The sequence below is a fragment of the Alteromonas sp. ABH4_456 genome, assembly GCF_056160645.1.
In genome coordinates, this window is the sequence record NZ_JBSWXO010000001.1 from 362,498 (window position 1) to 376,150 (window position 13,653).

Annotated in this window: 9 protein-coding genes; 3 read left to right on the forward strand and 6 right to left on the reverse strand. The window is 51.8% G+C overall.

Annotated features, from left to right (window positions below; translation table 11 throughout):
• Positions 1 to 204 precede the first annotated feature (204 nt).
• Positions 205 to 2,235 (forward strand): BCCT family transporter, encoded by a 2,031-nt coding sequence (locus ACXAG2_RS01675; protein ID WP_474864100.1) that lies wholly within the window; start codon positions 205 to 207, stop codon positions 2,233 to 2,235.
• Positions 2,236 to 2,305: 70 nt separating this feature from the next.
• On the opposite strand, the gene ACXAG2_RS01680 is transcribed toward ACXAG2_RS01675, so the two are convergent.
• From ACXAG2_RS01680 to ACXAG2_RS01705, 6 genes are all read right to left on the reverse strand, one after another.
• Positions 2,306 to 5,437 (reverse strand): efflux RND transporter permease subunit, encoded by a 3,132-nt coding sequence (locus tag ACXAG2_RS01680; RefSeq protein ID WP_474864102.1) that lies wholly within the window; start codon positions 5,435 to 5,437, stop codon positions 2,306 to 2,308.
• Positions 5,438 to 5,446: 9 nt separating this feature from the next.
• The gene (locus tag ACXAG2_RS01685) at positions 5,447 to 6,685 is read right to left on the reverse strand and encodes an efflux RND transporter periplasmic adaptor subunit (RefSeq protein WP_474864104.1); all 1,239 of its coding nucleotides are present in this window, start codon (positions 6,683 to 6,685) and stop codon (positions 5,447 to 5,449) included.
• A gap of 2 nt (positions 6,686 to 6,687) precedes the next feature.
• Positions 6,688 to 7,944, reverse strand: coding sequence for a TolC family protein (locus tag ACXAG2_RS01690; protein ID WP_474864106.1), 1,257 nt, complete (start codon positions 7,942 to 7,944; stop codon positions 6,688 to 6,690).
• A gap of 84 nt (positions 7,945 to 8,028) precedes the next feature.
• The gene (locus ACXAG2_RS01695) at positions 8,029 to 8,373 is read right to left on the reverse strand and encodes a hypothetical protein (protein ID WP_474864108.1); all 345 of its coding nucleotides are present in this window, start codon (positions 8,371 to 8,373) and stop codon (positions 8,029 to 8,031) included.
• A gap of 46 nt (positions 8,374 to 8,419) precedes the next feature.
• Positions 8,420 to 9,265, reverse strand: a complete 846-nt coding sequence (locus ACXAG2_RS01700; protein ID WP_474864110.1) for a GNAT family N-acetyltransferase — start codon at positions 9,263 to 9,265, stop codon at positions 8,420 to 8,422.
• A gap of 117 nt (positions 9,266 to 9,382) precedes the next feature.
• Entirely contained in the window at positions 9,383 to 10,537 is a 1,155-nt protein-coding gene (locus ACXAG2_RS01705) for a M20 aminoacylase family protein (protein ID WP_474864112.1), read from the reverse strand.
• A 180-nt stretch (positions 10,538 to 10,717) separates the two neighbouring features.
• On the opposite strand from ACXAG2_RS01705, the gene ACXAG2_RS01710 reads away from it, so the two are divergent.
• Both ACXAG2_RS01710 and ACXAG2_RS01715 read left to right on the forward strand, forming a co-directional pair.
• Positions 10,718 to 12,181: an aldehyde dehydrogenase family protein gene (locus ACXAG2_RS01710; protein WP_474864114.1), complete on the forward strand. Its 1,464-nt coding sequence runs from the start codon at positions 10,718 to 10,720 to the stop codon at positions 12,179 to 12,181.
• A 35-nt stretch (positions 12,182 to 12,216) separates the two neighbouring features.
• Positions 12,217 to 13,539 carry an NAD(P)/FAD-dependent oxidoreductase gene (locus tag ACXAG2_RS01715; RefSeq protein WP_474864116.1) on the forward strand — a complete coding sequence of 441 codons (1,323 nt, stop codon included), beginning with the start codon at positions 12,217 to 12,219 and terminating at the stop codon, positions 13,537 to 13,539.
• The last annotated feature ends 114 nt before the right edge of the window (positions 13,540 to 13,653 follow it).

The following is a 13,653-nucleotide window of genomic DNA, read 5'->3' on the forward strand; positions in this document are numbered from 1 at the left end:
TGTGTGAAGGCATAAAATAGTTAAATCTGCAGTCAAATCTGCTTATTTCGCTGAAAATCCTGAAGGTATTGACACGCTGTGACGCGACAGGTGAAACCGGCAATGTTATCAGGAGGTGAACTAATCCTTACCCGTCACTGTACCCATCATCTGAAGGCTGTCTTTAAAGGCACGAAGATGCACTGTCATTGCTAAGGATAAGATATGAAAGAAAAGGCGACCCGCTCCACCATACTCATTCCGGTATTCTTACCGGCTGTTACCATTATCTTGTTGCTGGTCGCCGGCACCATCAGTAATCCGGAATTAGCCGGAGAAGCCTTTGACAGCACGTTAGCGTGGATCACTAAAACCTTTGGTTGGTTTTACATGCTCTCTGTCGCACTGTTTCTTATGTTCATTGTGGCAGTGGCGGCCTCGGGTTGGGGAAACATTAAACTCGGGCCGGATCACGCCGAACCGCAATACAGTTTTCCTGAATGGTTTGCCATGCTGTTTTCAGCCGGGTATGGCGTTGCTCTTCTCTACTTCGGCGTTGCCGAGCCGGTTTTGCATTATGCCTCGCCACCGGCCGGCGCACCGGAAACTATTGATGCCGCTAAACAGGCGATGCAAATTGCTTTCTTTCATTGGGGATTTCATATCTGGGCCATTTACGGCCTTGTAGGCCTGGTGCTGGCTTATTTCGCATTTCGCCACGGACTGCCCTTGTCTATCCGCTCGGCCCTGTACCCGCTTATCGGCGATAAAATTTATGGTCCCCTCGGACATGCCGTAGACATTTTCGCGATTCTGGGCACGCTATTCGGTATTGCCACCACCCTTGGCCTTTCAGTAACGCAAATTAATGCCGGGCTGAACTATCTGTCTTCAGACATTCCCATCAATACCACCGTGCAAATCATTACCATTGCAGTAATTACACTGGCAGCAACGGTATCGGTTGTTGCCGGGATGGACAAAGGTGTAAAGCGCTTATCAATACTGAACATGGTGCTGGCGGTCTCTCTCATGAGTTTTGTTTTTGTGCTTGGCGAGACGGTTCATATCCTCGAGTCTTATTTACAAAATACCGGCAGTTACCTGAACGGCATTGTGGCCCGGACATTTAATATTCAGGCGTACAGCCGCAGTGACTGGATTGGCAACTGGACCTTGTTTATTTTCGGCTGGACGATTGCCTGGGCGCCTTTTGTGGGCATGTTTATCGCCAAAATTAGCCGTGGCCGTACTATCCGTCAGTTTGTTGTCGGTGTAATGCTTGTACCTACCCTGTTTACCTTTTTATGGTTTTCCGTATTCGGTGATACAGCACTCAACGCCATTATGAACGAGGGGGTCACCAGTCTGATTTCCGAAGTGCAGGCAAACCATGCCATCGCATTGTTCAAGCTATACGATCAATTACCGTTATCGTCGTTACTATCGGCGCTCACTGTGGTGCTTATCATTACCTTTTTTGTCACCTCATCAGATTCAGGTTCGCTGGTTATTGATTCGCTGGCTTCCGGCGGCAATCCTCACAGTCCGGTTTGGCAACGTGTATTCTGGGCCTTCCTGGAAGGGACCGTGGCCGCAGTACTGTTGCTAGCCGGCGGTCTGAGTGCCCTGCAAACCATGACCATTGCCAGTGCCCTGCCTTTTGCTGTGATCATGCTGCTGGCAGCAACCGGCTTGTGGCGGGCTCTGGTTATCGAGGGCTACAGAAATAACAGTCTTCAGGCGCATACGCTGAACAAAAATAACCGTAGCGGTTCCCAGTGGCAACGCCGCCTGGCGTCTATGGTGGATTATCCTGATAAACAAACCGTGCATGAATTTATTAAGGATACTGTCGTGCTTGCCATGAATGATGTCCGTGATGAGCTTAAATCGAAGGAATGGCATGCCGGTGTAACCTTTGATGAGGAATTAAGCCGTGCGTGGTTAACGGTTGAACGTCACGACCACATAGATTTTGTGTACGATATTCGTATGACCGAACATCTTGTACCGGGCTTCAGTTACGCTGAGCTCAAACCCGAAGAAGATGAGTCGGAAAAATATTACCGTGCGGAGGTATTTTTACGCCGTGGTGGCTTGTCTTACGATATTTACGGGTACGCAAAAGACAACATCGTTAAAGATATCCTCGACCAGTTTGAAAACTATCTACACTTTCTGGACAACAGCCCGGGTGAATTGCCCTGGAACATGGATGACCATGACGATATGTTGAAAAAGCCTGAGCAGTAAAAAGGACAAGAACCTGCTGCTTTGAAAAACACCGGTCTGCGCTTTGCACACCGGTGTTTTTATTTACCTGTTATCGTGAGGATTCAGCTTTATTGTCACGGATAAACCAGGGATAGAAAACGGGCAGAACCACCAGCGTTAACAGTGTGCTGGTGATGAGACCACCAACGATTACCGACGCTAACGGTTTCTGAATTTCAGCGCCAATACCGTTTGACAGCAGCATGGGCACAAGACCCAGTGCCGATGTTGCTGCTGTCATCAGAACCGGTCGCAATCTGGAAGCTGCACCGGCCAGTACACTTTGGTTGAGATCTGTACCGCTCTGCCTGCGCTGATTGATGCTCTCCACCATAACCACACCATTAAGCACTGCAAGCCCGAACAAGGTGATAAAGCCAACTGAACTCGGCACAGACAAATAATGCCCGCTGACAAACAATGACAACACGCCACCCACAGCCGCCAGCGGCACGTTCAGCATAATAAGCAACACCTGATCCACACGCTTAAACGCAAAGAACAGTAACAGCGCAATGAGCACCAGTGATAACGGCACCACCACCGACAAACGTTGCATGGCCCGCTGCTGGTTTTCAAACTGACCACCAATCTGCACCGTGTATCCGGCGGGTAACACCACTTTGCCGTCGATCTGCTGGCTGATATCAGCAACCACGCTGCCCATGTCACGGCCTTCCACGTTGGCCTGAATAACCACCCGCCGCTGAACATCATCCCGGCGGATTTGAGGCGGGCCTGATTCAATTTCGATACTTGCCACATCTTTCAGGCGTACCCTCGCCCCTTGCGCAGATAACAGGCGTAATTCCTCCAGAGCGGGAATGTTGTCACGATAGGGGTTGGCAAACCGCACCATAATGTCGTAGCGCTCGTTACCGTTAATAATTTGCCCTGCTTCCTGACCGCCAAGTCCCTGCTGTACCAGCGCCATCACATCAGCCACGTTCAAACCATACTGGCTGAGCGCCCGCCTGTCGGGACGGATAACCAGCTGGGCTTCGCCGGATATTTGCTCTAACGCTACATCCCGTGTTCCGGGAACCTGCGCAACCACATCGTTGATTTGCTGCCCATACCTGGCGAGTTCTGCAAGATCCGGACCGAACAACTTGATGGCAAGCTGCGCTTTTACGCCGGATAACAGTTCGTCCACACGGGTGGCAATGGGTTGAGAGAAGTTAAAGAGTAAGCCCGGATGAATTTCCAGCTTTTCTTCCATGTGTTGTTGCAGGCCGGTACGGGTGTCTGCCGTTGTCCAGGACGATTGGGGCGTTAACCCGATATAGATTTCAATATTGTTCACCGGCTCAGGGTCACCACCAATTTCGGCCCGGCCTATTTTACTCACCGCATAGGTGACTTCCGGAAATTCCAGCAATAAGGCTTCCAGTTTCGGGGCAACGTCCAGTGCGGTTTGTAAACTGGCAGACGGCGCCAGCGTCACCCGCAGATTAATTGTCCCCTCTTCCAGCTCCGGTGCGAATTCGGTACCCAGGCGTGGAATAATGAACGCAGTGATCACCAGCAAGGCCGCCATACCGGCAACGAGCAGTTTTCGTTTATGCATGGCTTTTTCAAGCAACGATTTGTAGCGTACTCCCAGACTGTTCAGAACCCGGTTTTCCCGCACATTGACGGGCCTGAATGACAACACATAAGTCGCCAGAACGGGTACGAAAATCAGCGCCACAATGACCGCGCAAATCAGTGCCAGCATAATGGCTACGGCCATGGGCTGGAACAACTTAGCTTCCACCCCTTCAAAGCTGAATAATGGGGTAAACACCACCAGAATGATCAAGGTCGCGAAGAATACAGGCCGGGCGACTTCCTTGGTGGCCATAACCACTGAATTCGCCATGGATTTTCCGGCCTGTTCACGCAGCCGTTGATACAGGTTTTCAACTACCACCACCGAACCATCTACCAGCATACCGATGGCCACGGCAACACCGCCCAGCGACATTAAGTTTGCCGAAATACCCAGTAAACTCAGTACACTGAGTGCGAAAGCTATGGAAACCGGAATCGACAGCAACACCAGGAAAGTAGCGCGGGCGCTGAGCAGGAATAAGGCCAAAACCACAACAATGAAGCAGAATGCCAGAATTAATGCCTGAACCACCGTGCTGACCGCCTGATGGATAAGGTCAGCCTGATCGTAATAAGGCTCAAAGGTGACACCTTCCGGCAGGGCCTTTTCGATGACGGGCAACCGCGCATTAATCGCATTGATTGTGGCGTTGGTGTTGGCCCCCATTCTTTTCAGCACAACACCTGAAACCACTTCACCACGATTGATGAGCCGGCCGTTGTCATCTTTGACTGACATGGTTACTGCGCCCTGGCGGATCTCGGCGCCCATTTCGACACTTGCCACATCACCTACGGTTACCAGCGCCTGCCCCTCGTTTTTCAGCGGGATCTGGCGCATGGCGGCCAGTGCGTCTTCGCCACTGCCCAGCCAACCGGTCCCTCTGATAACAAGCTGTTCCGGCCCCCGGTCCAGATACCAGCCGCCGGCGTTATTGTTATTTTTCTCCAACGCGTTAATCACGTCCTGTTGAGTAAGGTTGTAAGACAGCAGCCGGTTCGGATACACGTTTACCTGGTACTGCCTAACCTCACCGCCGAAAGACAACACGTCAGTGATCCCGTCAACCGGCATCAGCAACAGTTTCAGCAAGTAGTCATTCAAACTGCGCAGTGCTTTACTGTCATAACCGGAGCCCGGTTCTGCAACCAGCAAATACTGATAAACCTGTCCTAACCCGGACGTATTCGGACCGATAACCGGTTCCCCTACACCTTCCGGAATCATTTGTGCCGCCAGTTGCAGGCGTTCAAACACCAGTTGTCTGGCAAAATAAATATCGGTGCCTTCTTTAAATACCACCGTAATACCGGACAAACCGGTTTTAGAAATGGACCGCACCTCTTCCACATCGGGCAACGCATACATCACAGCCTCAACCGGATACGTAATGAGTTGCTCAACCTCTTCAGCAGCGAGGCCGGGCGCTTCAGTATTAATTGCCACCTGAACATTGGTAACGTCCGGAAACGCATCAAGGTTTAATTGCGGTACCAAGGTGGCCGCAAAACCGCATAGCGCAATGAGCGCAAGTAAAAACAGTGCCCGCAGACGCACCACATTATCAATCATGTTACTGAACACGGCGCTCTCCTAGTGGTTATGCGGGTCGAAACCGCCTTTAGCGATTTCAGATGCCACAAAGAATGCACCGGATGACACATAGGTAACTCCGGGTTCAACACCGGAAATTTGCTGAAACTCACCGAATTTTTTACCTAATGTCACGGTTTGTGCCTGCAAAGTGCCGTCCTCACCGGCAACAAATATTTGCCATTCACCGTCAGCATCACGCATCAGCGCAGACTCAGGCACAGCAAGAACCTTTTCAGCAAAAGGTGACTGAAAATAGATATCGGCAAACATGCCGGCATGAAATTGATGGCGCAGGTTATTCAGATCCATCCTTACCACCCGTGTGCGGGTTTGCGGATCGATGGTATGGGCTTCCTGAGTGATGGTAGCAATGGCCCGCAGTCCGCCAGCCATGACAACCGCTTCCGTGCCTATTTTCAGCGGCAGATCGTTGTGCGCAGGCAGCCGGGCTTCAACCCATAATCTTGCTTCATCTGAAATCAGCATCAAGGACTGGCCGGCATCGATACGCTGGCCCTGATTAAACTCGTCCTGCATCACCACACCGTCAGACAACGCTGAGAGCGTATATTCACCCAGCGGATAGTCTTCCTGTCCGGCAATGGCATCAATGGTATCGTTACGCAGACCAAACGCTTTTAAACGGCGGCTTGCCGCATTGAACTGCGTCCGCGCACTGACAAAGCGCTTCTCTCCCACCGCCTGCTGACCAAGCAGCTTTACCCGGAACCATTCGGTTGCCGCCTGTTGCAGTGCACTCTGGGCGGTCACCATCTCTTCACTGAACAGGCCCACCAGAGGCTGACCTGCTTTCACGTGCTCACCTAACGCAGCATACCGCGTGGTAACCACTGAGCTTACCCGCGGCGACACGATGTAACTTTGATAACCGTTGGCTTTAATCTCCCCCGGCGCATAGGCAGAAGCATTTAGTGTTTGCAGGTTTAAGGTATCTAAACGGATCCCTGCCATTTGCCGTTGAGCCTCGGACAAGACAACAGCTGCTGACTCATCATGCTCATCATGATGGTCTTCATCGTGCCCATCTTCGTCATGACCATCTTCTTCATCATACTTTTCAGCCTGATGCTCCCGCGCATCTTCGTGTGAATGTTCTTCAGCGTGGCTGTGCTCCTGCGCTGTCGCTGTGAAAGAGAAAAGTATGACTGACAGAGAAAATACCGTGCAACACAGCGATAACCCCGTAAAGCGGAATAAGTGACTTAATGTAATCATTATTATGTTCCTTCTGCGGCTGGTTTGTCTGCCGGCATTGCGGTAAGTAATGAGGGTAATTTTGCAGTGACCTGCAACCAGGTGAGATGACTTTCTTTAAAGGCGGCTTCCAGCGCCAGTGCGGCCCGTTTGCCCTGGCGTAACTGCGTGATCTGATTCTGATAGTCCGCCATGCTCAAATCACCCTGCGCATAACGGGATTGCAACACACTGAATTGCTGATCAAGCTGACCTGCTGACAGCTGCTGCCAGCGCTGAAAGCGCTGACGGTGCTGGAGCGCATTCCTGTACGCCAGAGACACGGCACTTTGTTGTGCCTGTATGGTATTTTTAAACATCAGTTCAGCCGACAGCGCCAGCTCATTGGCGGCGGCATTAGCGTCACTGAAATCATTACGCCACTGCAGGGGCACAGACACATTCAGTGAAACCAGTCCTTCTCCGGCTTGTTTTCCGGCGCCAAGACCAATAACCGGAACGGGTTTATTTCCCTGGCGTTCGTTCGCGGCCTGTTGCTTTGCCACCAGCCAGCTGAACCGGGCAACCTGTGATTGCGGCAAAGTCATAATGTCACTTCCCGGCAGTAACGCCGGCTCATCTTGCCAGACAGCATCCGGAATGACGGGAAAACCCATGTCTCTCACACCAAGTTGTTCCAGTGTTTGCTCTGCCTGCAACACAGCAAAGCTGGCTTCACCTTCCCACACCAGGCTGTCAGCCAGAATAGCCTTCGCAATGGCAACATCGGTTTGTGCAATCTCACCCGCTGCCAGTTGCCGCTCAGATAAAGACAACATGGCGTAATCACGGCTCACCTGCTCCGATGCCAGCGCCAGCGCTTTGCGCGCCAGATAGCCATTAAGCTGCGCATCAACCAGCCGGGCAAGCAGCTGATTTGTCAAAGCGAAAAGCTCAGCCTCTGCGAGTGAGAACTGCGCCTCTGCCACATCAGTACGGGTTTGTTTTACATCCCACCAGTCAATCTGCGAGGACAGTCCGATTTGATAGTTGGTTTCGTCCCCTTCCCGCTCCACACTGGTTTGCAGTTCAGGGTTAAAAAGAGGCAGGGATGCGGCTTTACGCCCATACCGGTTCGCTGACACCGCACGCTGTTGCGCCTGTAACTGCGGGTTTTCGTTTATGGTGCTCAGGGTCATACTGGCCCAGTCTGCAGATCCAGTGGCAGACGCAGACGGATAAACAATCATGAATGCACAGGTTGCGACAACACGCGCAGCCGTAGTGACACGTTTTTGCATAGTCTTTCTTTCTCTTAATTCGGTTATTAACGCTGTCTGTTGACATCAACAGAGCTGTAAACAGGCGCTGTGATTGCGCCGGAATTAAGCAGAAATAGGAGGCCTTAACAGGTTGGAAAGGTAGCCGTCACCGGCTGAAGAAGGGTTGCCACGGGACTGGTGTTTGATTGCATCTACATACAATGATGATAACACCACGGGCAGGAAAACATGATGACCACCGTGACAGTGGCAACAATGATGGCAGTCGAACCCACCGCCATCTTCACTGATATCAAAGGATTGAGAAAAACTCACATCACCGCCGGCATTGTCGTCGTGACCATGCTCGAAAGTCAGGTGTTCAGTTCCTGACTGATGGGCTTCGTGATTATCAAACGCCGACGCCATGCTCTGACAACAAAATGCCATAAGCAGAACGACTATCAACGATCTTAACCGGGTTGAAACCACACTGAGCCTTCTCATCAAATTTTTAGCCAAACGCCTGTGAGGCTAAAGCAAACACTTTACGGGAGCCGTCACCCTGTGACTTTTCACCTTTTTGCATTACGCATACATAATCGACTTGCTGAAGTCCTGCATCAATGAGCCAGGTTTTCACTGCTTCTGCACAGCCGGTTAAGTCGAAACGTACAAAGCCATCAACATTTTCAAGTAATGTGAGAATAAGCGCTTTCGCCACATCTTCAGATGCCGCTACCACGGGGCCGATTGTCTGCCCACGGCCACTGGTACGTAAAAAAGCAAAGCCTGTCAGGGCGTCACCGTCTCTCGCTAACACACCCTGGGCCAGCGAGAAGAAGCTTCCGAGCAGTTTACTGCGATCACACTGATAAGCAAGGGCATCGAAAGAAAAAACATCTTGAATATCATCCTGTTGCATGGATGATATAACATCCGGCACATCAGGTTTCGGGGGTAACCCCGTTAATGTCCCCTGCACCTGAGTGACGTTATCTGTGACTGAAAAGCCGCACTGTTCGTACAGGCGCTTACCCGCTTCGGTTGCTACCAGCATCAATGTTCTGTCACCTGCCTGTGACATCACTGTGTTCATCAGCCGGCGGCCGAGACCTTGTCCCTGCATATGGTCCGGCACAACCACAAGACCTACGGTGGCGCAGTTGTCGTAATCCCACCACAGAATACAACCAACGATGTCATCATTCTCACCGGTTATTACGCTGCCGTTACCGGTTTCATAATGCAGTTGCCAGTCGATATCGCGGTGCGGCCACTTTACGGCCTGCGTAAATGATAAGCAAACCGGTAAATCCGTTGCCTGCATGGGTCTGACTGTGAATGGGGTTCCCGTCATAGTTACATCCTCTGCCTGATGGGGACAAACGCAAAAACTAAGTACCTGCGTTTTTCAATCAACTTTCGTAAATGATAATACTTCTCAACAAGCATGTTATGTTGAAAACACTGCCTGTCACCGCAGATATTGCTCCGCCAGCGCGCAATGCAGAGAAACGCCGGTTGCCAGCACATCATCATTGAAGTCGAACTCAGGATGATGCAACGGAACATGCTTGTCAGCTTTACCCTGCCCTAACCAGATATACGCGCCTTCACAGGCTTGCAGCATGAAAGAAAAGTCCTCAGAAGTAAATGCTGCTTCCGGTGCTTCAAGGGCCTTTCCTGCTGAACTGGCCGCCACAAGCGCATCTTCTGCTGCCTGCTGATGATTGATGGTTGCCGGGTAGTAGCGGTCGTACTCGAGTTTAATATCAGTACCGCTGGCCCTCGCTGTCCCTTCTATGATCTGCTGCATCGACTGTTCGATGGCATTTTGTACCTCGGGATCAAACGTGCGTACGGTACCGGTAATACAGACTTTGGCCGGTAACACATTATGAGAATGCCCGCCCTCTATGCGGGTCACCGATACTACAGCCGTTGCTGTTGCAGGAATACGCCTGGCAACGATGGTGTTGAGCTGACTGACTAACTCACTGGCCGTAAGAATGGCATCAGGTGTCTGGTGAGGTAATGCGGCGTGGCCGCCTTTGCCTGATACCGTGATCTCAAATTTGTCTGCCGCCGCCATAATCGGGCCGGGACGGGTAGCAATGGTGCCTGCGGGTAAATCCGGCCAGTTATGCAAAGCGTACACCCTGTCGCAGGGGAAACGTTCAAACAGCCCGTCTTTAATCATGGCTCTGGCACCGGCCTTGCCTTCTTCAGCAGGCTGAAAAATAAACCGGACAGTGCCGTTAAAATTGCCGGCTCGGCTGAGCTGTTGTGCCGCACCGAGCAACATGGCGGTGTGTCCGTCATGGCCGCAACCGTGGAATACACCGTCGTGGCAACTCGCATAAGGTAAACCGGTATTTTCCTGAATTGGCAGCGCATCCATATCGGCGCGCAACCCCAGCGTTTTCTTTCCGTAGCCTTTTTTCAGAGAAGCCACAATGCCTGTTCCGCCGATATCTGTCGTGACGTCTAAACCCAGTGCGCGTAAAGCCTCAGCCACTTTTTCAGCGGTGCGGTACTCTTTATAAGCCAGTTCAGGATGCTGATGAATATCCCGTCTGAAAGTGACTAACGACGGTATCAAATCATCGATGGAATTGCTGGTGCCCATGGGTTACTCCGCTGCGGTATACTTTGCTGTTTCACACAGTTTACCGTATCTCTTACAGCGCATTCGACGTGTTTAGTGAGTCTGCAGCAACATTTTTTGCTGTGACATAGTTATCTGCGGCAACCTATGCTTTTGTAAAACAGGTAGACTTTTCACCATCAGTATTCAGCCGGATTTCTTATGCAAGTGGCAACCTCCTCTCTTATTCAGGATTTACCTGTTTCACAAAGCTACATCAATGGCGCCTGGGTCGACACACAAGGCACAGCCTGTGTGGATGTTATCAACCCGTCTGATGAATCAGTGTTAACGTCTGTCCGGATGGGTAGTCAGCAGGATGTCGACAGCGCCGTCGACGCTGCCCGGGCCACCTTTGAGAGCTGGTCTGAAACAACTGCTGAACAACGCCTTGCGCTGCTGGACGGGCTGCTGGCACAATTTGATATGATGGCAGAATCTTTTGCCAGATTGATTTCTGCGGAAATGGGTGCACCGCTCACCTATGCACGGAATGCTCAGGTGCCTCTGGCCAAAGCTCATATCCAGACAGCGCGGGATAATCTACAGCGCTACCCGTTCACACAGTTACGCGGCACCACAGCCATCGTTAAAGAGCCCATTGGGGTAGCTGCACTAATAACGCCCTGGAACTGGCCGTTGTATCAAATCACTGCCAAAGTCGCCCCGGCACTGGCAGCCGGTTGTACCGTGGTGTTAAAGCCCAGTGAACTGTCTCCTTTAAGCGCCCTTGCTTTTGCACAGGCGGTTCATGAAGCAGGGTTTCCGGCCGGCGTGTTTAATTTAGTGAATGGTGATGGTGCTGTGGTAGGTACAGCCCTGTCTGAACATAACGATGTGGACATGATTTCTATCACCGGCTCAACCCGGGCCGGCATTCTGGTGGCACAGGCTGCGGCGAAAACAGTGAAACGTGTCGCACAGGAACTGGGCGGTAAGTCACCGAACCTGCTGTTACCGGATGCGGATTTTATTACTGCAGTACCGGCTGGTATTGCCGCCGGCATGCGAAACTGCGGACAGTCCTGCAGCGCACCTACCCGTATGCTGGTTCCCCGTGAACGCCTTGAGGAAGTGGAAGCGTTAGCGGTTACTGCGGTGAACGGGTTTATTCTGGATGTGGCAGACAATGAGGATGCGACCCACGGCCCCCTTGCCAATAAAGCGCAGTTCGACCGGGTGCAGACAATGATTCAAAAAGGGTTAGACGAAGGAGCACGTTGCATTGTTGGCGGCACCGGAACACCTGACCATCTTCCAACAGGCTATTTCGCCAGACCGACAGTATTCAGTGATGTCACCACCAACATGGCCATTGCACAGGAAGAAATTTTCGGTCCGGTGATTTGCTTAATCCCCTACGATTCACTGGAAGAAGCCGTTTTAATCGCAAACGACACCGTTTACGGGCTGGGCGCACATGTACAGTCACAGGATCTGACGATGGCCCGTAAGGTCGCAAGAAAAATCCGCAGCGGTCAGGTGCACATCAACTATCCGGCCTGGGACCCGCAAGCGCCTTTTGGTGGGTACAAACAATCCGGTACAGGCCGTGAATACGGCGTGGAAGGGTTAGAAGAATATCTGGAAACCAAAGCCATCGTCGGCTACGCACAACCCGAATAACATTATCACGTTAACCTGATAAAATTGGAAGAAGCATGTCTCCACAGTTAAAGCACATTGCCAGCGATGACACCTTACCTTCACACGCCGATGTGGTGATCATCGGTGGCGGTATTATTGGTTCGTCAGCCGCCTATTTTCTGGCTAAACAAGGCTACCGCGTTGCGCTGGTAGAAAAAGGACGGGTTGGCGCAGAACAATCCAGCCGTAACTGGGGCTGGTGCCGCCAGCAAAACCGTGATGCCCGGGAGTTGCCCACATCAGGCCTCTCCATGCGCCTGTGGGACGAATTGTCACGTGATATTGGAGAAGATCTCGGTTTCAGACGCTGCGGTTTAATGTATGCCACCGACGATCCTCAGCAGCTGGCTGAATGGGATGCCTGGCGTGAAACGGCAAAACAGTTCGATGTGAACACCCGAATGCTGAGTGCAGCAGAAGCCAATGAAAAAATACCGGCCAATGGCAGAACCTGGCTGGGCGGTGTGCATTCTGTTGACGACGGCAAAGGTGAGCCTGCCCTCGCTGCCCCCATGATAGCGGAAGGCGCCCGGGCACTGGGTGCAACCATACATCAGAATTGTGCAGCGCGTGGTTTAGATATCACCAGCGGTAAAGTGAGCGGTGTCATCACCGAAAAAGGCACCATTCAAACTCAGCGGGTACTGTGTGCTGCCGGAGCATGGGCTTCCATGTTCTGTCGTCATCACGGCATTATCTTTCCCCAGGCCAGTGTGAGACAAACCGCATTCCGCTCCAAACCCATAAAGAACATCGGTGAAGCCATTTACACGTCCGGCGTGGCGTTAACCCGTCGCCTGGACGGCACGTACACCGTGGCACTCAGCGGCACGGCACTGCTTGAGTTTACCCCTCAGGGCATACGTTTTTCCAAACCCTTTATGCCCATGTTTATCAAGCGTTTAAAAGCGGTTCAGGCCGGGATCGGCAGCTCATTTTTCTCCGGCCCTGAAGCAATCAACCGCTGGAAAAACTCACAGATGTCTCCCATGGAAAAACACCGGATTCTGGACCCGGCACCCGTTAAAAGTAATCTGGAAAAGACTTTACATGCGGTCAGAACCATTTTTCCTGAACTGGCAGACATGGAAATCGGCGAAAGCTGGGGTGGTTATGTAGACTGTACACCGGATGCCATTCCGGTAATGTCCGAAGTCGATGGCCCGGAAGGTTTTTATCTTGCAGCAGGCTGTTCAGGGCATGGGTTCGGCCTCGGGCCGGGACTGGCAAAAGTTGCCGCCGATTTGGTAGTAAACAATACCCCTGAGGTAGATGCTACCGCATATCGTTTATCACGGTTAACTGACGGCTCCAAAATTGAAGTAGGTGCGATTTAACCGTCCGTTAACGGGCGTGACTTACCGGACTTATCAGAGAATGGTGCAGCTTTTGCACCGTTTACCGGCAAAAGCAGTAAACAAACCTGTTCTGCTATTGCCGGAAGTCCTTCA